We start from the raw sequence: 24,410 nt of genomic DNA, 5'->3' as shown, positions 1-24,410 counted from the left end.
TTGGAGCGCAGAGTTTACCAGAGCCCCAATAGCCATACTACTTTTCTATCTCATTGGGCTGAATCAATAAGATGTTGCTGAAAATCATACGACTGGCGTAAAACGTCTCGATAGAGTGTCGAGAACTTCTCTTCCAATTCTGTGTAATCACTCTCAATCACTTTAAGTGTTGTAGTAAGGTCAGCCATTCTCGGGCTTCTTTGCGACATTCGATGTAATGCAAATTCGATATTATCCAGGTCTTGGTATGACTGAAGCCATCGACCGTGCCACATCCGGCTGTGGAGCACCAAAAAACGCGATGGCAAATGTTCATCAACGTCACGGTTTACTCGCTCGTATGCCGAGTCGACAAAGTGTTCGAGAGATACGGCATAAAAGTCGTTCCAGTGTTTTGCGAGACAATGGTCCCAGAACATATCGAGAGCGATAGGGGCAAAGCGCCGCGCAGTACCTTTGAAGTGAGGTTTGCATTCGTTAACAATAGGATGGTGATCGGTAATGCGGTCAACAAATCTATGCAATTTGATGCCGTTCGAGATATCACGTTCATACAGCTTGCTTGGATCTCCTTTTACGAAGTCTCCAAGCAAGTTTCCCAATAAATGGCTGTTACAGTGGTCTGCGATATGCAGGTGGGCTAGAAAGTTCATCCGACGTCAGTTCTGGCCTTTAAGGCTTGGTGTGACATGAACCTAGTATAACGTCAATTACGACGAGATGAGAGTGTTCCGCTATTCGGCTTCGTTGTCTGAGCCAACGTATTCCGACAAGATAATGCCAATTTCAAGCGCATCTAGCAGCTCTAGGCTCTCATCGTTTTGGTATTGGTCGCTCATTGTGACCTCCTTTATTTTAAGCTCTCTTGCTTGTACTTGCTGACGGCTTGGCCTTGCCATATCCACGTCAACAACTCCTTTTTATAGTCTTTATATGACACATTCATGACAGCGAGAAGTAAAGATTTAAAAACCTATGAGCAGAATCAAAAGTAAACGTTTGCAACCAGATTTCATATCTACTTAGCACTTCAGAGAAATAGCTCTTTTATCAATATTTATGTCAATTTAAAGATATAACATACCGTTATAGGCGTCCTTAGATCTCATTTCTTAAACTAAATTTAGTTTTCGTTACATATTTTGCTGATTAACTTCGCATATTTTGTTTCGATATAGCAATAGATTTGGTCAATATCTTTTATCTCTAATGGAGCTTTAAATGAGAGAAGTTGAGTTTAGAACGATAGACAGGCTGTTTATCAAGATGTCTATCAACGACAAAATGTGGGTTATATTCCTGCTGTTTTTAGTAGCCCTCACTTCTGTGGCTGGAAGCCGCTACTTCAATGAAATACAACAATTTAAACAACAAGCGATTTCTGCTAGCGAAGCGAAACTTTCTGGTATTGTTGACGCTCAACCAGGTCATGTTCCACAAATTGACGGCGTATCGAAATCAAGTCGCGTAAGCGAGAGCTCTTTTGTTGACGGCTCTGTCACCGCTTATGCAAAGTTGCATTCTGGCGAAGTGATTAAGTTGACTCAAAACGTATCCGCGCAATACGAATCTGCAAAGTCGTCAGCCTTAACCTCTCTGTTACTCAGCTTTTCATGGGTTGTTCCTTTTGCCCTTTTCTCTTACTGGGTTGCGACCTTTATAGGAGGCGCCCTGTGGGTTTTATATACGACAACCGAAAAAATTGGTGAAGGTGATTTAACCTCTCGCCTTGGTTTTCATCCTGGCCGAGACGAGTTTGGCACCATTGGTTGCGCGTTAGATAAATCTATGGACACCTTAAGTGAACTGGTTAACAGTGTGAAAAATAATGCGGCTACATTGAGTGAGACATCTTCTGCATTCGAAAAAGATATGCAGTTGAGCGAAACGCAGATATCTCATCAATATCAAACACTCGATTCCGTCGCGACAGCAATGGAAGAAATGACAGCCTCTGCAAAAGAAGTATCCAGCATTTCCCAACAAGCGACGATGCAATCCGATCAGGATGCTCAAAAGATCGAGCTAAGCAGAAATCGCGTGCAAAATGTGATTGGCGAAATTGAGACGTTATCCAGCTATATTGAACAGGCTTCCACGTCAGTAACCAATTTAAATGAAAACACGACGCAGATTAATGACGTTATCACAACGATCAATGCCATTTCAGAACAAACCAACCTATTGGCTCTGAATGCGGCAATTGAAGCGGCACGCGCCGGGGAACAAGGTCGTGGATTTGCTGTGGTTGCTGATGAGGTGCGTACATTGGCAAGCCGAACTCAACAGGCAACAGTAGAAATTCAAGCCATGATTGAGAAACTACAAGCCGAAAGCCAGAACATTGCTTCAATCACTGATCGAACTGTTCAACAAGCACAAACCAGTAGCCAGCTTATTGATGAAATTGGTCATGATGTGACGTCCATTGCTGAATCCGCACGCTCATTGATGGACATGAGTATCCAAATTTCCACCTCAGCAGAAGAACAAAGCGCAGTCGCCAACGATATTGCATCTGAGCTTTCAGAAATTCGCAGCCAGTCGAGCACAATCAGAGAAGTTGCAGAGCAATCTACCGTAGGGGTAGCTAATCTCACTCAGGCGTCAGTGTCTCTTGGTGAGGTATTACAACGCTACCGCACAGCATAACTTTGCAGCATTTATGATCAACAAGGGCTCCTCAGGAGCCCTTTTCTTTAAACCGTTTTCAGCCGTTATCGTCGATATTTTCTACTACACACAAGTGGATATTTGAAGTGAATCTCAAGTTCTCGCTGTACCTGATGAAATAATGTTCATAAACAAAGCGTTCCGCTATGCTTAATCCTGCCAATTCCAATTTGCTGCTGGAAAACAATATGAATAATTACAAAGATACAAAAGACATCGAAAACCTAAGTTGCCCTCTCTGCCAGGGGGATGAATATCTCATTTCATCGGATGGAGAGAAATTCACATGCGCTGCTTGCGGATTTCATACAAAAAGCTTCTCATCCATCCAATGCCTACATCAAACCCCTTACCTACAGTCCAAACTTAAACATATCCATAGCTTAAGTACGGTGTGCCATTAAGAGATTAAACAGAGCAGCTAAATAGCTGCTCTTTTAATTCATCTAAATGTTGAATGCGAATTACGCGTTCATCATCAACACGATTGATTGCCTCACCATTAAATAGCTGTACGGTTTTAATGCCAGCGTTTAATCCCGCTTCTACGCCTTTAGGTGTGTCATCAATATAAAGACAGTCGCTCGGTAAAAAGCCCATGCTCATTGCACTGTACATAATTAAGTCAGGTTCAGGCTTCCAACTATTCGCATCGAATGCAGAGAACACTTTCCCTTGGAAAGCATCGAGCAATCCTGTTAACTCCAATGCGTATTCTATTTTATCTTTCGGCCCATTGGACGCGACACAATATTCGATATTATGCGAATCCAAAAACTGAATTAAACGCTTTGCGCCATCCATCGGCTGTAAGTGGCGAACAAAAAGAGACTGGACTTCTTCACGGTATTGCGGCTCTAAGACATCAATAGGGACTTTGATATCTTTCAGCTCTTTAGTATCTAACAGGATGTCAGCGAGCTTTCCTCCTTTAAAATGAGAAACGCACTCTTCCATCGTTAATTCTGCGCCATGCAGGTTAAATACATTGACGAGAGCTTGGCAACACAATCGTTCACTATCGACCAACGTACCATCACAATCAAATATCACGCACTTAATATTGGTAATTGCCATAGCCATCTCCAGACATCTTAAAGGCTAATGCCCTAGCTGATTTTAAAAATGTTGGCTTAATCTTATTTAAGTTTGGGATTGTTGAAACGACGAGCTTGGCATTTCATGGAAATAGAGGGGAGCAATTACAGTTTTTCTAAGCAAGATCACCTATCGTCATCTTGCTTTGCTTTTTATGCATTTGAGTGCGCAAATTAGCTTTCAATAATCACCGAATCTAAAAGCTTGTGTTCGGTACTTAGTCTTTTAGCAAGATCCGCCACAAACGAACTCTTGTATTTTGATTCAGAAACCGCGACATCAGAGATAAGCGTGTTTCCTTCAAGGTGGCTAATAATAGCGGCACCAATTGGAGCTCCAGATTTAAAACCAACATATAATTCAAAATCTGGCGTTAGAATTATCTGAGTGAGATATTCCACAATCATATCTTTATCGTACTGTTGATCCCAACGCTGAGACTGCAGGACAGAAAACATGATAGTAAGCCGGTGAAAATCGACCAGAAAAATATCGTCAGAGCTAAATTCAGAATTACTCTCAAGTAGCGTGTCTTTGTCGACCACTTGATAGGTTGCTTGTTCTAGTGCTTTGAAATAGACATCACGCCCTTTCAGACTCTCTGGTGTTGGAAATTCAACTTCAACCAGATCATACAGCCATGTATTTTTACGCTCGATACTGGCTAACTGTTGTTCATTCATTTTGATACCTTAGTTGCAAAACGAAATGTGCAAAGTGTTTCATTCTCACATAGAGTGAAGCTTAGACAGAGCGACAAGCGATATAAAGTCAAACATATTGGGAGAAAGTATGGTCACTCTAACTCATCATTTCGTTTAGAGCAGTACATTAGCATGAAGCCTACAACAAACCTAGCGTACGTAGACCTTTCCTTGGCTAAATTTTGTTTTAGTTGCAAACCTCTGATAGATTTCATCAATATCTTTCCTAGTTAAGGACAAAAATAATGAAAAAGATGCTGTTAAGTGCATTGCTTGCTACTACGCTGGTTGGTTGTTCAGATAACGATGTTGCTGATGTAGGACTCGGTTGGTTTACTTTGAAAGACATCAAAGTAGGTGAATTAAAAGACGAGGTTGTCACGGGGGTAACGTGTCATATAGCTTCTATCGAAGCCGATTTTAGCTTAGCGGATCCAAGTGACAGCTCAATATCATGTCGTCAGACTGGCGAAATCACGCCGGAAATGATTGCAAAAATAGATAAAAGTAAGTCTGGCGAAATTGTATTTAAGAAGTCAAAAAGTATTTTCTTCAAAACCATGAAGGTTCGCCGAATTTATGATGCAGACAACCAAACCTTACTCTACCTGTCTTACACAACAAAAGAGACAGACGGTAGCTTTAAGCACAGCCTATCGACAGTTCCACTTTGGGGTACCAAGGCTTACGTTGAGCCAACTGAAGTGAAAAAGTAACGCGGCTAAATTTGGATAGCTCCAAGCTCGTTGTTAAAGAGAATAACCGATCAACAATCTGAAAAGCGACCAATTGCAGTACTATAAGCATCAGTAATTTAGGCTATCTTGGTCGCAATTTCTCCAGCTCGCTGATTTTTTCAGCGGGCAAACTTCTTTGTAATAAAACGCCACGATTTTCATTTTTTTGTGATACAATCCCGCCTCTTTTTTTCTCACTCAAGAACAAGCATGAAGTTTCCTGGTCAGCGTAAATCTAAACACTACTTCCCAACTCACGCTCGAGATCCATTAGTAAACCAAATCCGACAAGCGCCTAAGCTATATCGCCCAACTATTGTTGGTGTCGGTCAAACCATCGTAGATATCGAAGCGCGTGTAGATGATGCGTTTTTAGAAAAATACAACCTAAGTAAAGGACATTCACTCGTTCTTGAAGAAAGCAAAGCAGATGCACTTTACGAAGAACTGGTTGAGCAAGGCCTGATCACACACCAATACCCAGGTGACACGATTGGCAACACGCTCCACAATTACTCAGTATTGGCGGATAGCAAATCCGTTTTGCTCGGTGTGATGTCCAAGAACATTCAAGTTGGTTCTTTTGCTTACCGTTACCTTTGCCGCACGTCTTCACGCATGAACCTCAACCACCTACAAACGGTAGATGGTCCTATTGGTCGTTGTTATACCCTGATTTCTCAAGATGGCGAACGCACATTTGCTATCAATGAAGGTCACATGAACCAACTACTTCCGGAAAGCATTCCTGAAGAGATCTTTGAGAAAGCATCAGCTCTGGTTGTTTCTTCTTACCTAATGCGCGGTAAAGAAGAGGATCCAATGCCGAGAGCAGTACAAAAAGCGATCGACTTTGCCAAGAAGCACGATGTCCCTGTTGTACTGACTTTAGGCACAAAGTACGTTATCGAAGGTAACGCGCAGTGGTGGCAAGAGTACATTCGCGAGAACATATCTGTTGTTGCAATGAATGAAGAAGAAGGCGCCGCATTAACAGGCGAGACAGAACCGCTAGCGGCTGCTGATAAAGCACTTGAGTGGGTCGATCTTGTTCTATGTACTGCTGGGCCAAATGGCCTATACATGGCAGGTTACACTGACGAAAAAGTAAAACGAGAAACCACACACGACATTCTTGAAGGTTCAATTGAAGCCTTTAACCAATACGAATTTAGTCGTGCGATGCGTAAAGGAGATTGTGAGAAGCCAATGAAGGTATACTCTTACATTGGTCCTTACCTAGGTGGTCCACTAGAGATTAAGAACACCAACGGCGCAGGTGATGCGGCGCTTTCTGCTTTACTGCATGATATGGCTGCAAACTCTTTCCATCAAAAAGAAGTGCCTAACTCAGAAAAGCACGAAGTACGCTGTTTGACTTACTCATCACTTTCTCAGATCTGTAAATATGCAAACCGAGTAAGCTATGAAGTGTTGACGCAACACTCTCCTCGCCTATCGCGAGCACTTCCTGAACGGGAAGATAGCTTAGAAGAAACTTACTGGGATCGTTAAGATCACAGCTTTAAAGCTAAAAATACATCAAGGTCACCATTTGGTGGCCTTTTTGTTTTGATCTGGCGCAGTAATTAGTAGATTTTGTTAGTATGTAGCACAGTATAGAGCAGTAAACTCTTTACATACCGAATCGAAACAGTACCATCACCGAGCAAACGTTTGCCCAACAATAATACTTGCTCCAACTCAGATTGTTTTTCAACACTACCTGCGAGTCACTTTAGGGATTATCCATGCAGTCAGATATTGAAATTTGCCGAAGCACACCACTTTCTTCTATTGATGTTATTGCGGAAAAAGTAGGGTTATTACCCGAAGAATATGACACTCACGGGAAGCACAAAGCCAAAGTCCATCCAAAATGTTTGGAGCGGCTCAAAGAGAATGATAACGGTAAGCTTGTGCTTGTTACTGCGATCACTCCTACCCCACTTGGCGAAGGAAAAACCGTTACAACAGTCGGACTGGCGCAAGCTTTAGCTAAGCTTAGACAATCCGTTATCGCATGTATTAGACAACCTTCTATGGGGCCTGTATTCGGTATTAAAGGCGGTGCTGCTGGCGGTGGTTATTCCCAAGTTGCTCCAATGGAAGAACTGAACTTGCACCTTACTGGTGACATCCATGCGGTGACGGCGGCGCATAATCTAGCTTCAGCCGCGCTTGATGCTCGCTTGTATCATGAACAGCGCGAAGGCTATGATGCCTTTGAAGCACGTACTGGATTAAAGGCACTTAAAATCGATACGGCGAGCATTACTTGGAAACGAGTAATGGACCATAATGATCGTGCACTACGTAAAGTCAAAATTGGGTTAAATGAGCCAGGAAAAGTCATCAATGGATACGAACGCGACGAAGGGTTCGATATTTCTGCCGCGTCTGAGTTAATGGCTATCATTGCACTGGCTAAAGATTTAAAAGATTTACGTCAGCGTATTGGGAAAATTGTCGTAGCGTACGATTTGAACGGAAACCCCGTAACCACGGAGGATCTGCAAGTTGCAGGAGCAATGGCAGTGACATTAAAAGAGGCCATTGCACCGACACTGATGCAAACTCTGGAAGGTGTTCCTACGTTGATTCACGCAGGCCCGTTTGCAAACATCGCCCATGGAAATTCATCTATTATTGCCGACGATATCGCGCTAAAACTATCAAGTTACACTGTAACAGAGGCGGGATTTGGTTCGGACATGGGATTTGAGAAAGCGTGTAACATTAAAGCTGCCGCCGCCAGCAAGGCGCCAGATTGTGTAGTGATAGTAGCGACATTACGCGGCCTCAAAGCAAATTCTGGACACTACGATTTACGACCAGGTATGGCCATTCCAGATTCCATTTTTAATCCAGACCAAGCAGCATTGGAAGCGGGATTTGAAAACTTAAAATGGCACATTAATAACGTCCATAAATATGGCATTCCAGCTGTTGTCGCTATTAACCAGTTTCCGCAAGATTGTGAGAAAGAGCTTAAAATACTTAAAGAGCTGGTTCAGAAATTTAATCCGGAAGTTAAAGTCGCTATCAGCACCGCTTTTGCGCAAGGCGGGCAAGGCGCAACTCAGTTAGCTCAACATGTTATTGACGCTTGTGCCCAGCCTACAGAGTTTCGTCCTTTATACAGTAAAGAACAATCGTTACACGAAAAACTTATGGCTGTGTGTGAAGCTGGCTATGGTGCCGCCAATATAGAAATGAGTTCTCTTGCTACTGAACAGCTCAACCATTTTGAAAATCTAGGTTTTAACAACTTAGCGGTTTGCATAGCGAAAACCCCACTATCAATAACAACAGATTCCGCTGTCAAAGGCGCGCCGACAGGTTTTACCGTCCCTATCCGCGAGTTACGTCTGTGTGCTGGCGCTGGGTTTGTGTATGCGTTATCAGGCACGGTGATGACAATGCCAGGTTTGCCTGATAAACCTGCATTTATGAATTTAGACCTTGATGATGAAGGAAATATCGTCGGTCTCTCTTAGTGTAACGTCAACGTATAGTTGACTATAAAGGAAGCACGTTTAAAGAGTGAGTGGTTTACTTCTATATCCACTCACTTTGAACAGACGAAGAGGCGTGCTTGATTATCTTTATCTTACTGTTTTATCCTCACTTTACATTGTAAATCCATACTTATTTTCTCCCCTTCCCTATAATCTTGCGCCAATTTGATGCACGGCCTACTTAGCACTTCACTAATGTGGTGCAATTACCTTGCGATGAACTTTTAACCTCTTTGATTTTTAAAGAGATATTCTATGGCTCGAATCTTGTACTAAAGTTTGCAGTAGTAAACACATCAGCACATGCACTTTCAAAACCTCTGCGCTGTACACCACTTCCTCCTGGTTAGCACCGTTTTGATGCATGCAAAAAAGGGAAAGGGAATAATATGGAAGACGCACTCGCCGTAATTTTAGCTGGAGGGATGGGGTCTAGACTCAGCCCACTCACCGATGATAGAACCAAGCCAGCAGTACCTTTTGGCGGAAAGTATAGAATTATAGATTTCACACTAACCAACTGTTTACACTCAGGTTTACGTAAAATCCTTGTTTTGACCCAATACAAATCTCATTCACTTCAAAAACACTTGCGAGATGGTTGGTCAATATTCAATCCCGAGCTTGGCGAGTACATTACTGCGGTTCCACCTCAAATGCGCAAAGGTGGTGCATGGTATGAAGGAACTGCTGATGCGATTTATCACAACATGTGGTTACTATCGCGCAATGACGCGAAGTATGTGGTTGTGTTGTCAGGAGATCATATCTACAGAATGGACTACGCCGCAATGCTTGAAGAGCATAAAGAGAAAGGTGCTAAGCTCACCGTTGCCTGTATGGATGTTCCCGTAGAGGATGCTTCAGCATTCGGGGTAATGGGCACCGCAGAAAACGGGCTAGTTACTTCATTTATAGAAAAACCAGAATGCCCACCTACCCTTCCAGGAAGCAAAACCAGAAGCCTCGTTTCCATGGGGATCTATATCTTTGATATGGATGTTTTAAAAGAAGCACTCGAAGACGACTCAAAACTCGATTCATCAAGTCATGACTTCGGAAAAGACATCATACCTAAGCTGATTGATACGGAATCCGTTTATGCTTATCAATTTTGTGGCAGTAAAGGGCGCGTTGATAAGGATTGCTACTGGCGCGACGTGGGTACCATTGATTCCTTCTATGAAGCGAATATGGATCTGCTAGAGCCAGTACCACCAATGAACCTATATCAATACAATTGGGCGATTCGTACTTACGAGCCGCAGTTTCCACCAGCTCGTACCGTATCGTCAGCCACGGGCAATGAAGGTATTTTCATTAACTCCATCATTGCTACCGGTGTCATCAATTCTGGAGGCTCAGTACAGCATTCCATCATTTCCTCTAACGTACGTATTCAAGACAGTGCAACGGTTGTCGATTCCATCATTTTTGATGACGTAGAGGTCGGTGAAGGAAGTCAGTTGGTCAACTGTATTGTGGATAAACATGTTCGTATTCCGCCACATACTCAAATTGGCATCAACAAACTAGAAGATGCGAAGCGATTTAAAATCTCAGACAAAGGTATTGTCGTCATACCCGAAAGCTATCAATTCGATTAAACGACAAACTATCGCAACAAAAAAAGCGCACGATCATCATCGTGCGCTTTTGTTTAAGAGCCTATTAACGTTAGGCTATAACAGTTAATCAGAAACGATTAGATGTTACATACCGTTGACCAGCTACCATCTGTGCCCGGCTCAGCCGCTGTCCACCAGTTCGCTTGGTAAACCACACCGTTGTGGATGATCTTATCACCTTGGTTAGCGTGGCTTGGGTTACCAGCCCAATCCGTTTGTGGTAAAGCTGGGTATGTCACTAAACCTGTCGTATCACACGTACCTGGTTCAGTAGTACCACCATCACCCGAGCCTGCATTTAGGTCGCCAATTGGTAGTTCTGGCTGTTCAAACTTGAACGCAAACTCTTTACCACCAGAAATCACTGAGTAGTTAGCCGGACCAGAGATTGGTAGGTAGTAAACCATATCAAGCTCGTAAGTACCGCCCGCTGGTAAATCTTTCCAAGCAGGTAGAGAGAACGATACGCGGTGCATTACGCCATCTAAGCCACCGATGTTGTTTGCACGAGTATGTCCAGAAGCAATGACTTTCAAACCGCCACCAGATTGATCTTTCGCATTATCAGGGGCTGATACTGGGATATCAAACTGGAATTCAGTACCACCAGGGATCGCTTGACCAGTGTTGTTTGTAAACGTGATCTTCGGATTAATTGGGTAGTTTTGGTCGCCAACCTTAAAGCCGCCAACGCTGACTGTAATGTCTACCGCTTCTGTTGGTGTTGGACCCGTCGCAACTTTATTACCGTAAGGTGTTGCAGACTTAAACTTGTCGTAGATAGCTTTGGTCATAGTGTTACCCATGTGGTACTCACCATTACCAGCTGCACAAGCTTGTTCAGTTGCATCTACTGCCGTACGATTACCATTTGCATCCAGTACGTAACAGTTGTAGTCGCCTGCCAGTTCCCAGAACATAATACCGCCGATTTCTTTATCGATAACGTAATCAGCTTTCACTTCGATAGAAGCTTTATCTTCCGTAGATAGGAACACGCTCTTCTCTGCGTTCCACAACCAAGGCGCTACAGCAACGCTATCGTAATGACGTGTATATGTACCAACAAACTTATCCGAAGGATCGTTAACTGGATCAAGACCGTACGCGGCTGCGTAAGAGCCCCAGATACCATTTTCTAGGTTCTTCGCATGCCACATTGGGTTAGAGCCAGCGCCCATTTCGTTGCCTTTAGGGTCGGTATCGTGCCACATGTTGTCGATACCAATAGCACCGTGACCACAGTTGTTCTTCTCACCCTCACCGGTACCTGGTTGACACTCAGCTTGGTTTGGCAGTGCTGCTCGGCCCCACAGACCATTTTCACCACCAGTAACACCTTGCCAACCACGGGTGTAGTAAGGAACACCGATGTTGATACGACCTGCTGGCATAGAACCACGGAAATAGTGGTAAGCCCAGTCTGTGTTCAAGTAACCGATACCACCGTATGCAGCAGTGCCGTATACGTTCCACTGGGCTAGCTCCGAGTCTTTACCTGTATCGAATAATGCTGCGTTGTGACCAACGTGATCATTCCAAGCCCCATGCAAGTCGTAAGACATGATGTTTACGTAGTCTAGGTACTTAGTTACATCGAAGGTTTCCATACCACGCAGTAGGTAACCTGAAGATGGTGCTGCGATAGTCAGCATATAATGAATGCCATCTTGCGCGGATGCCGCGTCAAGTTTCTCACGCAATACTTTCATCAGCTCTTGGTAAGACGCCCATAGATACTGACGACGTGGTTCCATGAAGTCTTTGTCGTAAGGGTTACCAGCACCAGCCATTGATGTTGGGTATTCATAGTCAATATCCAGACCGTCGAACTTGTACTGACGCATCATTTCAACGGCTGAAGTTGCGAACTTCTCGATGCCAGCATGGTTAATAGAACCGTCTGCATTCGTCGTCATGGTGTAGAAACCACCGTCAGCCACACGATCGCCATTCGTATCGAAGTGACCGCCCGTTTCAGCCCAACCACCGATAGAGATTAGCGTTTTAACATCATGTTTTTGCTTGTAAGTCGCTAGCGCACCAAAGTGACCTTTAAAGCCAAGAGCAGGATCTACCTCAACGCCAGGCCAAGTTTTACCCGTAGCAGGGTTGTTAGGGTCATTAACGTCACCAACGTTTACTTTACCATCAGAACCAATGCTCACAAACGCGTAGTTAATGTGAGTAAGTTGCTCCCAAGGAATATCTTTAACAAGGTAAGTAGATTGAGGGTCCTCACCTGCGCGCCAGCTAGTAAAGTAACCAATCACACGACGTGGGTGATCGGCGCCCATTTTCTCGCGACCTTCTTCGTCATAAATAGAACAGTAAGGAACGTCTACACCCGTTGTTTGATACAAGCCATCAGGGCGGCAGTTAGATGTCACCGCGCCACCGTTTACCGTTAACGTCGCGAGTGCAGAATCTGCTGTTGCTCCAGCATCATCGGTTGCTCTCGCATAAACACTTAGCGAACCAGCTTGTGAAAGCGTTACATCAAGCGTGTATGGCGCAGTTGTTGCGGTGCCAGCAAGGACGCCCGCCACATAGAAATCAACTTTAGCAACGGTGCCATCCGCATCTGCGGCATTCGCAGTCAGTGTGACGGAGCCACCCAAGTCAATAGAAGTCGCAGAAAGCGCAACATCCACTGTCGGCGCTTCGTTACCAGGTTGTGCTGGTGCCACAGTTAACGTCACAGCACTTGCTGTGCTCACTGCACCTGCATCATCATACGCCTTAGTAGAGAATTCGTGCTGGCCTTCAGTCGCTGTCCATGACGCAGCATAAGGCGCAGACGTTGCCTGACCAACTAATACGCCATCAACAAAGAATTCTACTTTGCTAACGGTTCCATCGGTATCTGATGCATCTGCAGCTAGGTTAACAACATCCCCCGCAGTCACAGAAGCCGACGCAGAAGGCGATGTCAGAGTAACAGTCGGGACTTCATTCTGAGGTGGATCAACCGGTCCAGTGCCATCACATGCGCCAAGTGTTTCCCACTCGCCCCACTCACCAGATTGCGCTGGGTTACTGTTTTGCGTCCAGTAACGTGCTTTGTAAGCATTACCTTCATGTTGAACTTGGTCACCACCGTTATAAACTTTTGATGATTGCCAAGTTTCTAGAGGGGCACAGTCAACCGCTGCGTAGCTATTGAAGGCCATAAGACAAGGAGCGGTGAGAGTGCTTAGTGTGAACACGCTTTTCACTGCGTTGCCGTTTTTAAGGTGCATAATCGCTCTTCCTTAAGTTATTGTTAAAACAATACTAAATGCGCTAAACAAAGCGCACTTATACTTTTATTTCGACGTAAAATAACTTAAGTACAAGTTGGTGATTTCACACTATCTATTTACGAGTTTTCCACACCGCCTCGCAACAATCCACTAAATGCTTGCAACAACGTACCTATTATTTGGCACCAGTAACTAATTTTATAAATCAAATAAATATGTCACTCGCAAATTAATAAAAAAGGCAAAAAAAGTCGTTATTTTGAAATAAAGATCACTAAGCCTTTGTTGACCTTGGCGTTTCATTAAAATGTCGCTTGTACTCGCGACTAAACTGTGATGGGCTCGTGTACCCGACCAGTCTCGCGGCATCATTAACACGTCGCCCCTCCAACTGGATTAACTCGCGCGCTTTATTAAGTCGAACTTTCTTAATGTATTGCAACGGAGATTCAAGCGTGACATTGCGAAAAGCTTGATGGAAAGCAGACACACTCATATTGGCTTCTTCTGCCAATGTTTGTACGCTCAACTGTTCATGGTACGCTTGATGAACACGATTCAGTGCTTTAGCGACCCTCGCGTAAGAGCCTTCTTGGTGTGCTAAGTCAAATAAAACATACCCTTCTTTGCTTACCAAAGTGCGATAAACAATTTCCTCAAGAAGTAGATCACCGAGCATGACAACATCCAGCTCATTACACAACGCGCTCATTAGTCGCTTGCATGCATCCAGCATACCTTCGCTCATGTGTACCGATTTAAGGCCGCAACGGGTAGTGTCCAGGCACTTATTACTGAATTTCTCAGCCTCAAGTTTTTTAACGAGCTTATGAAGAAGCGTTGGCGAAATATCTATCGAGATGCCAAGTAAAGGCTCATTGTTTGTCGCAAACGCTTCGCACTCCAGGGGCATGGGAACTCCTACGACAAGGTAATCATCGGGCCCATATTGGACAGGTGTATCACCGATATGAATGTTCTTATGTCCTTGCCCTAAAACAATAATTCCAGACTGATAGACAAACGGCTGGCGATGATTTCCTTTGCTACTGCGATAAAACCATACGCCATCTATTGCGGTTTTCTTCATACCTTCTAAGTCATGCAGTCCCTGCTTTTCAACATATTGCTGCATGATATCTGCGAGAGTGTGCATTCGAGCGCTCCATCAATGACCAACGAGTTTGGTCTCTATTATCATTTCGTGCACTATACTTCCTCTCGACTTTAACTTTCTAGCTCAAGAGCATCAATTTTGTAGAAATAGGCAGATTATTTGCAGAAATCGACCTATTAACGAACGTTAATCAGGACTAATATGCACGTATTCAATCTCCTTTACTGGAAGCAAGAGGGCTAATAATGAACTTTTCTTATGTAAACCCAACCAAGATTTTCTTTGGTCAAAAACAAATCGCTGCAATCAAAGAAGCTATCCCATCTGACCAAAAAGTTTTAGTGGTATACGGCGGTGGCTCAATTAAAAAGAATGGCGTGTACGACCAAGTCTCAGAAGCACTAGAGGGACATGAATGGCTAGAGTTTTCTGGTGTTGAACCCAACCCAACCAAAGAGACGCTCGATAAAGCGGTCGCAATGGTAAAAGAACATGGTGTTGACTTTATTCTTGCTGTAGGTGGTGGTTCAGTCATTGATGGCTCTAAATACGTAGCAGCAGCATCTAAGTATGATGGTGATGGCTGGGATATCATGATTGGTAAACACCAAGTCACTGAAGCGACGCCTCTAGCTGCAATTTTGACACTGCCAGCAACAGGCTCAGAGTCAAACATGGGCGCAGTTATCACTAAAAAAGAAACTCAAGACAAACTTCCGTTCATGTCTCCAGCAGTACAGCCTAAATTTGCTGTGTTAGACCCGGATGTAATGAAAACATTGCCAGAACGCCAGCTTATCAACGGCATTGTTGACGCATGGGTGCACGTATGTGAGCAATACTTGACGCTTCCTACCGGCGCAATGGTTCAAGATGGTTATGCAGAAACACTGCTGAAAACCTTAAAAACACTCGGAGAACAGTTTGCCGAGCGAGACGACGATATGTGGCGCGCAAACCTAATGTGGTCTGCTAACCAAGCATTGAACGGGTTAATTGGTAGTGGCGTTCCACAAGACTGGGCGACACATATGATCGGCCATGAATTAACGGCTCTATGGGGCGTCGATCATGCACGTTCTCTTGCAATCGTCCAACCATCACTACTTCGCAACCAAATGCAATTTAAACGTCCTAAGCTAGAGCAAATGGGTCGCAACGTATTTGGACTTGAAGCTGGAGACGATCTTGCTGAACGTACCATCGAAGCGATCGAAGCGTTTTATCATCAACTTGATGTCGCAACTAAGCTAGAAAACTATGGTGAAAGTCGTGAACAAGCGATCGATGCCATCATCGAACAACTCAACAAACACGGAATGACCGTTCTCGGTGAAAACCAAGCGATTACTCTTGAACGTAGTCGTGAAATTTTAGAACTCGCTGTTGCCTAACAGCAAAAACAGTTCACTGCCCTTTCTAGGGTTTAACGGTATTGTGACTTAACGGTCACAATACCGTTTTTTTATGCTATTTTGTAAGCTTCATCACGTTCAAATTCGGGAACTCCTCAAAATAACGATTAATCCCTACAAACTCCTTGATCGTGTAGGTCAGTAAAGAGACAACTGTCCAGCTTTACACAAACAAAAATAAAATTGAATTCAAAGGTCTAACTTACTCATTTAATGGACCTTTTATTTGTTGTAGTTATCCACTACATTAGCTTGTCTGTTCGAGAATCCATTTTATGTGGCTAGTTGTTGTCGTATTAGCATTCATACATATCATCAGTATCCGTAAAGGTCCTAAGTGGGTCTTCTACGTATCCAAACCATTACCAGTGCTCTGTATGCTTGGGATTTTAATCCAGTCTCCTGCCTATCATATGCCATACACGCATTGGATTTTGGTTGGCTTATCGCTCTCGTTGCTTGGTGATCTACTATTAATGCTCCCTAGAGATAAGTTTATTACCGGATTAGTGCTCTTCTGCTCTGCACATCTCTCCTATAGCTACGGTTTTACCATCATGTCCGCTTGGCATTTTACGCCTTGGCTCCCTATTGCTTTATTTGGACTCGGTGTGTGTTTCTATTGGTTGTTTCGACCGGACCTTGGTCAAGAAAAGCTCCCGGTTGCCAGCTACATATTGGTATTGATGACCATGTGTTGGGCTGCTATCGAGTATTATTTGAGTGGAAAAACACAATCGTCCTCGTTTGCAGTGCTCGGAAGCTTTATCTTCATCGTTTCTGGTACCGTCTTAGCTTTTGAACGCTTCGGGGGACGATCCGTATTTTCGCGACAAGTCGTCATGGTGACCTACTATTCCGCACAAACATTGATGGTAATGTCCGTTGTTGCCATCGTTGTTCGTTATCCGTATCTCAGTTGAACTGACTTATTAGTAATAGCTTTTGTGCCTAATTCTTAAAACATTACTTTATCAAACACTAAAGTGAGCAGGTTCTTAATCTTAGAACCTGAATATAAGCTTGTTCTTAATGAAATAATGCGCACAACTTGCTATTGTAGAAGGATATTTTTCCTTTATAGCGTGCCCCTTTGAAAGAGAACACTCCTGTTGTTGAATTTAGCAACGTAAACAAGTGGTATGGCGATTACCACGCTCTAAAAGATATCAACTTCTCCGTGCATTCTGGCGAGATCGTCGTGGTGTGTGGCCCTTCTGGTTCAGGAAAATCAACGCTCATTCGTTGCATCAACCATCTTGAATCGATTCAAGAAGGCCAACTTCATGTATTCGACCAGCCTTCTCACGCAAAATCTCTCAAGCCCGGTAAAATCGGCATGGTGTTCCAGCACTTCCACCTTTTTCCTCATTTGACTGTACTGGAAAACCTCACCTTAGCGCCGATTCGCACACTCAAATTGTCAAAACAAAAAGCTGAAAAACGCGCACGACATTACCTAAAGCGAGTCAACATTGAAGAGCAAGCGAGTAAATACCCTATCCAGCTTTCTGGCGGTCAGCAGCAACGCGTCGCGATCGCCCGCTCCTTATGCATGGAACCGGACTTACTCCTCTTTGACGAACCAACTTCGGCACTTGATCCGGAAATGATCAATGAAGTGTTGGATGTCATGGTTGAACTGGCACAAAGCGGAATGACGATGATTTGCGTCACGCACGAAATGGGATTTGCCAAAAAAGTAGCGAACCGCGTGGTATTTATGGATGAAGGCCAAATCGTGGAAATGAACTCACCGATCGCCTTATTTGAAACACCACAGCATCCACGAACCCAAGCATTTTTGAACCAAATTTTAAGTTACTGATGATAGTTCGCGTAATCAAACCTGTGCTTCAAGCTTTACTACAAATGACGCTCCTCTTCATCGCGATTGTGTGGGTGTTAGACTCTGGTGCCGATGCTATGGGCTATCAATGGCAATGGGAACGCGTACCTGATTACATCGCTTTTTATGAAGATGGCGAATGGTGGCCCGCCGAACTTATCGATGGGCTATTGGTCACTCTTAACATCTCGGCCATTAGTCTATTCTTCACCTTAGTGTTGGGGTTGGTCACCGCATTACTAAGGCTTAGCGATTCGAAAGTCGGCAATGTTATTGGCACCACTTATGTCGAGGTAATACGTAACACGCCGTTGTTGGTGCAAATCTATTTGCTCTACTTCGTGTTTGGCCCCGTGATTGGTTTGGACCGATTCAGCACCGCCGTTTTGGCTTTATCCCTTTTCCAAGGTGCTTACACTGCAGAAATACTCCGTGCAGGTTTAAACAGTATTCCTAAAGGGCAATTCGAAGCAGCACAAACTCTCGGGCTGTCGCCGTTTTACACCTACAAAGACGTGATTTTGCCTCAGGTTTTACAGCGCACATTACCGCCATTAACCAATGAAGTGGTTTCTTTGATCAAAAACTCTTCCATTGTAAGCGTGATGGCGATTTTTGATTTAACAACACAGGCACGCAACATCGTCTCTGAGACGGCGATGCCGTTTGAAATTTGGTTTACCGTGGCAGCAATTTATCTTGCTCTCACTCTATCACTTTCTGGCTTGTCTGCATGGCTAGAACACAAACTCGGAGCCAGTTGGCGCAAATTATAAGGAGATAACATGAAGTTATTCAAAGCGACCATTACTGCATTATTAGGGCTAGCCATCGCTATGCCTACAATCGCGAAAGAAGATGTTGCCACACCCAATGTAGATCAAATCAAAGAACGAGGCACTTTGCGCGTTGGTATGTCAACATTTGTCCCTTGGGCAATGCGCAACAAGCAAGGTGAGTTAATCGGTTTTGAAATCGATGTTGCCAAACGCTTAGCAGAAGATTCAGGTTTGAAAGTGGAATTTGTACCGACCGCGTGGGATGGCATTATTCCCGCACTACTGGCGAAAAAGTTCGACGTGATCATCGGTGGCATGTCGGTCACGCCCGAGCGTTCCAAAAGCGTGTTGTTTACTGAACCCTATTCACACTCCGGTGTTCAAGTAGCAGCAAATAAAGAGCTGGCTTCTGGTTTTAGCGAATTTTCGGATTTTGACTCACGACGCGTAAAAATTGCGGCTCGCCGCGGCGCATTCACCGTTCAAGTCGCCAGAGAAACCTTCCCGAAAGCGAAGATTCTGCAATTTGATGACGATGCGCAAGCGTTCCAAGAGGTGCTGAATGGTAACGCCCACGCGGTCATTGCTTCTAGCCCAAAACCAGAACATGAGACAGTGAAACACAGCGACAAGCTATTCCTTCCATTCTCTGAGCGACTATCAAAAGGTAACGAAGCCTTTGCTGTTCGCTTGGGGGAAGAAGATAAAAAAGCCTTTTTCAATAAATGGATTGAAGCAAGAACCCAAGATGGATGGTTAAAACAGCGTTATGAATACTGGTTCTCGACATTAGATTGGCAAGATCAAGTCGCGCAAGGCCAGTAATCTAAATGGCTCGTGGTCTTCGCGAGCCTATACTTTCCAATCATCCATTTTACTTTTTCATCATCTATCGGAGTCAAATTTTTGGGCGAACAAACCACCACTCGCACAGTATCCACTAATTCCAACAAAGGTTCCTTTCTATCGCGATTAAACACGCTAGATTGGTTACTGCTTATTATCTGTGGTATTGGTGGCGTTTGGCTGTACCATCGGTCCGCTGTTGGTGTGCATTATTTGTGGCAGTGGAAAGAGGCGCTTGAATTACTTTTCACGCCAAGAGCCGATGGTGGTTTGCCCTACTTCTTCCAAGGTTTGATTTCGACGTTAAGGCTCAGTATTTGGGGCATCAGCTTCGCGTTAGTGCTTGGCACTTTGTTAGGCTTAGCACGCTTCTCTCGCTCCGTTTGGTTGCGCACACCTGCAAACACATTTATCCAGTTGGTAAGAAACATCCCACCGTTGGTTTTTGTTTTTATTTTTTACTTTTTCATTTCTAACCAGTTGATCCCGTTACTCGGTTTGGAAGATCTTCTACGAAACTATAACGGCGAACCAAATGCGCTACAGAGCTTTCTTTTTGGGCCTTATAACCTTTGGGAAAATCTTGCCTCTGGCGTGTTATGCGTCGGCCTACTCTCTTCTGCCTACGTTGCAGAAGTGGTGCGTGCAGGTTTACAAAGTATCGACCAAGGACTGTGGGAAGCGGCGGATTCATTGGGCTTGTCTCGATGGGTGAAGTACCGATTCGTTATCGCGCCACAGGTGCTTAAAGCCATCACCCCAGCACTTGCCGGTCAAACCATCTCTCTAGTGAAAGACACCTCTATCGTTTCACTGATCTCGATACAAGAAATGACTTTCGTTGGGACCGAAATGGCAAATTCATCAGGCTATATCTTTGAAATTTGGCTCATTGTCGGCATTGCTTACTTTTTGATTTGTTTTGGGTTGTCACTTATTTTTCGCCACATTGAAGCAAAATCGGAATCCATTTCAAATTAACTCAACTGTATATGTAATTAGACACATTTGAATCTTCAAATCAGAATTGCATCCTGTTACATTGAAAAGATGCTAAATTTTCGGCGTTTTTCATGGAGTTAAAGAATCAATCGGACTACGAGCGATACATTAAGCAAGATAATCTTGGTGAATATTACGTAGTTCTCAATCAATTCACTTTTCACAGTGTTTATCAGCCGATTTTTGATAAGCACCAGCGTATTATTGGAATGGAAGCTCTACTGCGAATTCGTGGCATTGATGGTTCGTTAATTCGTCCTGATGTATTTCTGGCCAACAATGGCCTCGATCCCTACTTTCGATTGTGTGTTGAGTTTTTATCCAGAGCAATGCACATTCGAAATTTTGCACGCTGTTTCGCAGGAACGCCTATCAAACTGTTTCTCAATGTCATGCCTCAAACCCTACTCACCCTAACCAAAGACATGGGCTTTAAAGACAACGGCCTGCTTTACAAGCGCCTTTCCGACCTTGGTATGAGCCCATCAGACGTGGTGTTTGAAGTAGTCGAAGAGTCCTGCGGTGATACTGATTTACTGATCAAAGCCGTGCAGTTAATGAGAGCGAATGGCTTTATCTTTGCTATCGATGATTTTGGCGCTCAACATTCTGATATCGCACGTGTTCAGCAGCTCTGCCCAGACATCATAAAAATCGATCGCTCTTATCTACTTGATTACTGCGCCGGAGAAACCTTTTCCATACATAGCGCCGTTGAGCTCGCGGCTCATATGGGAGCAAAAGTGATCATAGAAGGGGTAGAAGAAGACGTGCAGCTGCAAGCGATGTATCAACTTGATTTGGATTATTACCAAGGCTTTTACTTAGGTAAGCCTTGCGCCATTCATCACTGGACCGATAGCCTAAACATTGAAACGACAGTGCATTGACACTGCCCCCTTACGATACAGTAAAACCAAAAAAGCGCCGATATATACTCGGCGCTTTTTGGTTTTGCTTGGCGATGACCTGCCTAGCTAGATATTAATTTGCTTAGAAAAAGTCAATAGAGTTACGCCCACTCTTCGGATCGCGAGTCGCTTGCGGCTTTTCAGCTTTCTTACCTTTCTTCGCCGATTGCGACAGCGCGTTTTGTTGCGCTTTACGTTCTTTATGCGCTGCTTTTCGGCCTGTTGATTTAGGCCCAGAGGCTTTAGCTGGCTTGCTTTGGCGAGATTTCTCTTTACGTGCAGATTGCGCTTCTTTCTTCGCTTTCTTTTCCGCTTTTTGCTCTGCCGTTTCAGGCTCAGTTACCGGCGCATCGCAAACCACAACATAATATTCCTGGTTAAACTCAAAAAAGTCACCATCATACATCTTGCGGCGCTTACGTGTTTCTAGCTCACCATTCACCGCGACGTAACCTTCTTCGATGATATGCTTTGCTTCGCCGCCACCGCTGACCAAGTTCGCGATTTTAAAAAGCTTGTACAGTTCGATCGGATGCGCATCAACGTCGATGCCAATTGCTTCGATCTCAATCTCTTCGCCTTCTAAATACTCTTCGTGGTCGTAATCTTGGGTCATGTTACTTACTCTTACTATTTGATGCCCTGAAGTTTAAACGCAATGCTTAAAAATAGAAACCTCTGCCGATGCTCAATCACCGATTAGCCTTGGCATTTGAGCACCTCTTAACCCATTTAACTTGTCGCTCGTTAGCTTGTATATCGATGCGTAGCTCAAACGAAGCTGCAATTACGCAACCTGAAGGTATATACTCTTCAAGTTATTGTTGAAAAGAGCGAATACTTTGTCTCAACCAAGCAGAATTACCTTTGTCACGGCTAACTTGTTTAATTTTGTCGCACCTCCTGATGCCTACTATGATTTCGAAAACATCTACTCGTTAGAGCAATGGCAAGACAAACTTGCTTGGACGCAACGTCAAGTTGAAAAACTGGAAGGCGACGTGATTGGTTTACAAGAAGTATTCAGTATCGAGAAGACTCAGGCATTCTTTTCAACCATCGGCTACCCCTACTTTGCAACCGTTGACACCCCACATGTAGAGGATGAGTACATTTACTCAAGCCCTGTTGTGGCAATCGCATCTCGATTTCCAATCGAAAAAGTACAAGCGGTAGAATTTGACTTAGCAACGCTTGAGCCTTTTGGAGTGAATGTTGCTCCAGAGTTCAGTCGCAAACCTATCTATGCGCAAGTGATACATCCTGTACTCGGCCATATCGCCGTTTACGTAACGCACTTAAAATCTCAACGCCCAGCCGACTCAGAACAACCAGAAACGTCTAGCACGATTATTGGGCGCTGGTTATCCACCCAGCAAAGAGGTTGGGAAGCTGCGATGTTAAGAGACGCGATGCAAAAAAGGTATAGAAAGGAGCCAATGCCAACGGTGTTAATGGGTGATATGAATCAACCTATCACTCCAACCAGTGTTAATAGCGCATTGGTATCTAATACTGGTGACAGCGTCACTGAATTGCAACTCAAAGATGGATGGTCATTACAAAGTGACGCTCTGAAGGATGAACGCCCCGCTACGCATTATCATTTTTCCACTGGGAATGTGCTCGACTATATCTTGCTCTCTCAAGAGTTTGACACCTTATCAGATATATCGGTTGCCGAGGTTGTTGACTATCAGGTGTCTAACCAACATCTGATCAACCCGATTTATGACAGAGATAAAAACGCCAGCGACCACGCATTTGTGGCGCTGACGGCTGAAGTAAAGCTTTGAGTAACCTGTTTAGTGACGTTTAACAATTTTACGTGGAATCAACTCAACACCCGGTTTATAACGTTTGGCGGAAGCGTTGAGCGCTAACTCCATTGCGCTGTCCGCGATCAACTCAAATTGTTGAGGTAAAGAGTTGATTTTCACTGGCAAGAAGTCCAGCAGTCGATTATCACCAAACGTCGCTAGGCGAACTTTGCTCATGAGTTCTGGCTTTTCGAGCATCACATCCAACACACCTTCTAACAGTGTGTATGACGTTGTGACAATGGCATCTGGCAGCTCGTTCTCTGCTAGCCATCTCTCTAAGACTTTCTTGCCTTCTTCTCGGGAGAAGTGTTGTCCATAACCCACTGTTGCCGTTTTGCCACCTTGTTGAGAAGCGGATAGAAAACCGAGCTCACGCTCTTTTGAAACTTGAAGGTCTTGCAACGCTCCAATCAAGCCTATGGACTTTATATCCTCGGACAGCACTGACTGAGTGAGTTCAAGTGCGGCGTCAAAATCTTCGCTGATGACACAACAAAAGTGCTCATCATCCATTGGACGGTCCAGCGCAATAACTGGCGTACCCGAGTTTTGCAACTTAAGATAATACTCGTTTGCAGTGGGCATACCACTTGCCACAAATAACGCATCAATGCGACGACTAACTAACGCTTCCGCCACCTTTTGCTCTGTATCAGGATCATCATCAGAGCAGCCAATTAAAATTTGGTACCCTGCTTTACGCGAGTTTTGTTCAATCAGTTTTGCAAGACGCGCATAACTGGTGTTTTCTAAGTCTGGGATGATAAGCCCAAATGAGCGTGAATTACCTGCTCGCAAAGAAGACGCCGCATGATCTGGCTTATAATTGTATTCTTCTACAACGGCCATCACTTTCTTCTGAGTCTTCTCGCTGATGCGGTATTTCTGCGCTTTTCCGTTAATCACATAGCTTGCAGTTGTCTTAGAAACACCCGCTAATTTGGCTATTTCATCCAGTGTCATATTCTAAACCTTATTCTGTGCGCGCGATCATATTAATACATCAACGATCTTTCGATAAGTTGAATTATAAGCTGAACCGATTCAGTATAAAAGCTGAAA

General features: G+C 44.1%; 20 protein-coding genes. 13 read left to right on the top strand and 7 right to left on the bottom strand.

What is annotated here, in order from left to right:
* Window positions 1–50 precede the first annotated feature (50 nt).
* Window positions 51–653, bottom strand: coding sequence for an ACP phosphodiesterase (locus L3V30_RS16140; RefSeq protein WP_237309300.1), 603 nt, complete (start codon window positions 651–653; stop codon window positions 51–53).
* 568 nt (window positions 654–1,221) lie between these two features.
* Between L3V30_RS16140 and L3V30_RS16135 the strand changes: the two genes are divergently transcribed.
* Complete coding sequence (locus tag L3V30_RS16135) at window positions 1,222–2,652, top strand: methyl-accepting chemotaxis protein (RefSeq protein ID WP_237309299.1); 1,431 nt, start codon at window positions 1,222–1,224, stop codon at window positions 2,650–2,652.
* Between the two features lie 429 nt (window positions 2,653–3,081).
* Here the strand turns inward: L3V30_RS16135 and L3V30_RS16130 are convergent, their stop codons facing one another.
* Window positions 3,082–3,750, bottom strand: coding sequence for an HAD-IA family hydrolase (locus L3V30_RS16130; protein WP_005397612.1), 669 nt, complete (start codon window positions 3,748–3,750; stop codon window positions 3,082–3,084).
* A gap of 194 nt (window positions 3,751–3,944) precedes the next feature.
* Window positions 3,945–4,454 carry a hypothetical protein gene (locus L3V30_RS16125; protein WP_006742250.1) on the bottom strand — a complete coding sequence of 170 codons (510 nt, stop codon included), beginning with the start codon at window positions 4,452–4,454 and terminating at the stop codon, window positions 3,945–3,947.
* 266 nt (window positions 4,455–4,720) lie between these two features.
* On the opposite strand from L3V30_RS16125, the gene L3V30_RS16120 reads away from it, so the two are divergent.
* From L3V30_RS16120 to glgC, 4 genes are all read left to right on the top strand, one after another.
* Window positions 4,721–5,191 (top strand): CreA family protein, encoded by a 471-nt coding sequence (locus L3V30_RS16120; RefSeq protein WP_005397614.1) that lies wholly within the window; start codon window positions 4,721–4,723, stop codon window positions 5,189–5,191.
* Between the two features lie 231 nt (window positions 5,192–5,422).
* A complete protein-coding gene (locus L3V30_RS16115; protein ID WP_006742251.1) occupies window positions 5,423–6,727 on the top strand; it encodes an inosine/guanosine kinase in 1,305 nt (434 codons plus the stop codon).
* Between the two features lie 236 nt (window positions 6,728–6,963).
* Window positions 6,964–8,712: a formate--tetrahydrofolate ligase gene (locus L3V30_RS16110; protein WP_237309298.1), complete on the top strand. Its 1,749-nt coding sequence runs from the start codon at window positions 6,964–6,966 to the stop codon at window positions 8,710–8,712.
* 410 nt (window positions 8,713–9,122) lie between these two features.
* Entirely contained in the window at window positions 9,123–10,340 is a 1,218-nt protein-coding gene (glgC, locus tag L3V30_RS16105; protein WP_237309297.1) for a glucose-1-phosphate adenylyltransferase, read from the top strand.
* Between the two features lie 98 nt (window positions 10,341–10,438).
* On the opposite strand, the gene L3V30_RS16100 is transcribed toward glgC, so the two are convergent.
* Together L3V30_RS16100 and L3V30_RS16095 are read right to left on the bottom strand one after the other, a co-directional pair.
* Complete coding sequence (locus L3V30_RS16100) at window positions 10,439–13,603, bottom strand: glycosyl hydrolase family 18 protein (protein WP_237309296.1); 3,165 nt, start codon at window positions 13,601–13,603, stop codon at window positions 10,439–10,441.
* Window positions 13,604–13,880: 277 nt separating this feature from the next.
* Entirely contained in the window at window positions 13,881–14,762 is an 882-nt protein-coding gene (locus L3V30_RS16095; RefSeq protein WP_164665609.1) for an AraC family transcriptional regulator, read from the bottom strand.
* Between the two features lie 206 nt (window positions 14,763–14,968).
* On the opposite strand from L3V30_RS16095, the gene L3V30_RS16090 reads away from it, so the two are divergent.
* The 7 genes from L3V30_RS16090 to L3V30_RS16060 all read left to right on the top strand — a co-directional run bounded on the left by L3V30_RS16090 (window position 14,969) and on the right by L3V30_RS16060 (window position 21,504).
* A complete protein-coding gene (locus tag L3V30_RS16090) occupies window positions 14,969–16,117 on the top strand; it encodes an iron-containing alcohol dehydrogenase (RefSeq protein WP_006742257.1) in 1,149 nt (382 codons plus the stop codon).
* A gap of 296 nt (window positions 16,118–16,413) precedes the next feature.
* Window positions 16,414–17,061, top strand: a complete 648-nt coding sequence (locus L3V30_RS16085) for a lysoplasmalogenase (RefSeq protein ID WP_104972557.1) — start codon at window positions 16,414–16,416, stop codon at window positions 17,059–17,061.
* Window positions 17,062–17,231: 170 nt separating this feature from the next.
* Window positions 17,232–17,966, top strand: a complete 735-nt coding sequence (locus tag L3V30_RS16080) for an amino acid ABC transporter ATP-binding protein (RefSeq protein ID WP_193447281.1) — start codon at window positions 17,232–17,234, stop codon at window positions 17,964–17,966.
* Window positions 17,966–18,763 (top strand): amino acid ABC transporter permease, encoded by a 798-nt coding sequence (locus L3V30_RS16075; protein ID WP_046876071.1) that lies wholly within the window; start codon window positions 17,966–17,968, stop codon window positions 18,761–18,763. The genes L3V30_RS16080 and L3V30_RS16075 overlap by 1 nt, the downstream gene beginning before the upstream one ends.
* Window positions 18,764–18,772: 9 nt before the next feature.
* Complete coding sequence (locus tag L3V30_RS16070; RefSeq protein WP_046876070.1) at window positions 18,773–19,591, top strand: transporter substrate-binding domain-containing protein; 819 nt, start codon at window positions 18,773–18,775, stop codon at window positions 19,589–19,591.
* Window positions 19,592–19,672: 81 nt separating this feature from the next.
* Entirely contained in the window at window positions 19,673–20,593 is a 921-nt protein-coding gene (locus L3V30_RS16065; protein WP_237309295.1) for an amino acid ABC transporter permease, read from the top strand.
* 92 nt (window positions 20,594–20,685) lie between these two features.
* Window positions 20,686–21,504: an EAL domain-containing protein gene (locus L3V30_RS16060; protein ID WP_005397994.1), complete on the top strand. Its 819-nt coding sequence runs from the start codon at window positions 20,686–20,688 to the stop codon at window positions 21,502–21,504.
* 103 nt (window positions 21,505–21,607) lie between these two features.
* Here L3V30_RS16060 and L3V30_RS16055 read toward each other — a convergent pair whose 3' ends face one another.
* Window positions 21,608–22,141, bottom strand: a complete 534-nt coding sequence (locus L3V30_RS16055) for an RNA-binding S4 domain-containing protein (protein ID WP_006742263.1) — start codon at window positions 22,139–22,141, stop codon at window positions 21,608–21,610.
* A gap of 226 nt (window positions 22,142–22,367) precedes the next feature.
* Here L3V30_RS16055 and L3V30_RS16050 point away from each other — a divergent pair, with 226 nt between their 5' ends.
* The gene (locus L3V30_RS16050) at window positions 22,368–23,321 is read left to right on the top strand and encodes an endonuclease/exonuclease/phosphatase family protein (RefSeq protein ID WP_237309294.1); all 954 of its coding nucleotides are present in this window, start codon (window positions 22,368–22,370) and stop codon (window positions 23,319–23,321) included.
* Between the two features lie 9 nt (window positions 23,322–23,330).
* On the opposite strand, the gene cra is transcribed toward L3V30_RS16050, so the two are convergent.
* Window positions 23,331–24,311, bottom strand: a complete 981-nt coding sequence (gene cra, locus L3V30_RS16045; RefSeq protein WP_005397989.1) for a catabolite repressor/activator — start codon at window positions 24,309–24,311, stop codon at window positions 23,331–23,333.
* Window positions 24,312–24,410: the final 99 nt, after the last annotated feature.

This window comes from Vibrio sp. A1-1 (assembly GCF_021728175.1).
In the GTDB taxonomy this organism is placed as follows: domain Bacteria; phylum Pseudomonadota; class Gammaproteobacteria; order Enterobacterales; family Vibrionaceae; genus Vibrio; species Vibrio diabolicus.
Note: the sequence above shows the minus strand (reverse complement) of the source record. Positions and strands in the feature narration are given on the sequence as shown.

What these genes read in the sequence shown, in the direction of transcription:
- L3V30_RS16085 (WP_104972557.1), top strand. Translation starts at nt 16,414, where the DNA reads ATGTGGCTAGTTGTTGTCGTATTAGCATTCATACATATCATCAGTATC.
- L3V30_RS16075 (WP_046876071.1), top strand. Translation starts at nt 17,966, where the DNA reads ATGATAGTTCGCGTAATCAAACCTGTGCTTCAAGCTTTACTACAAATG.
- glgC (WP_237309297.1), top strand. Translation starts at nt 9,123, where the DNA reads ATGGAAGACGCACTCGCCGTAATTTTAGCTGGAGGGATGGGGTCTAGA.
- L3V30_RS16130 (WP_005397612.1), bottom strand. Translation starts at nt 3,750, where the DNA reads ATGGCAATTACCAATATTAAGTGCGTGATATTTGATTGTGATGGTACG.
- L3V30_RS16115 (WP_006742251.1), top strand. Translation starts at nt 5,423, where the DNA reads ATGAAGTTTCCTGGTCAGCGTAAATCTAAACACTACTTCCCAACTCAC.
- L3V30_RS16125 (WP_006742250.1), bottom strand. Translation starts at nt 4,454, where the DNA reads ATGAATGAACAACAGTTAGCCAGTATCGAGCGTAAAAATACATGGCTG.
- L3V30_RS16095 (WP_164665609.1), bottom strand. Translation starts at nt 14,762, where the DNA reads ATGCACACTCTCGCAGATATCATGCAGCAATATGTTGAAAAGCAGGGA.
- L3V30_RS16120 (WP_005397614.1), top strand. Translation starts at nt 4,721, where the DNA reads ATGAAAAAGATGCTGTTAAGTGCATTGCTTGCTACTACGCTGGTTGGT.
- cra (WP_005397989.1), bottom strand. Translation starts at nt 24,311, where the DNA reads ATGACACTGGATGAAATAGCCAAATTAGCGGGTGTTTCTAAGACAACT.
- L3V30_RS16140 (WP_237309300.1), bottom strand. Translation starts at nt 653, where the DNA reads ATGAACTTTCTAGCCCACCTGCATATCGCAGACCACTGTAACAGCCAT.
- L3V30_RS16055 (WP_006742263.1), bottom strand. Translation starts at nt 22,141, where the DNA reads ATGACCCAAGATTACGACCACGAAGAGTATTTAGAAGGCGAAGAGATT.
- L3V30_RS16110 (WP_237309298.1), top strand. Translation starts at nt 6,964, where the DNA reads ATGCAGTCAGATATTGAAATTTGCCGAAGCACACCACTTTCTTCTATT.
- L3V30_RS16135 (WP_237309299.1), top strand. Translation starts at nt 1,222, where the DNA reads ATGAGAGAAGTTGAGTTTAGAACGATAGACAGGCTGTTTATCAAGATG.
- L3V30_RS16090 (WP_006742257.1), top strand. Translation starts at nt 14,969, where the DNA reads ATGAACTTTTCTTATGTAAACCCAACCAAGATTTTCTTTGGTCAAAAA.
- L3V30_RS16060 (WP_005397994.1), top strand. Translation starts at nt 20,686, where the DNA reads ATGGAGTTAAAGAATCAATCGGACTACGAGCGATACATTAAGCAAGAT.
- L3V30_RS16070 (WP_046876070.1), top strand. Translation starts at nt 18,773, where the DNA reads ATGAAGTTATTCAAAGCGACCATTACTGCATTATTAGGGCTAGCCATC.
- L3V30_RS16100 (WP_237309296.1), bottom strand. Translation starts at nt 13,603, where the DNA reads ATGCACCTTAAAAACGGCAACGCAGTGAAAAGCGTGTTCACACTAAGC.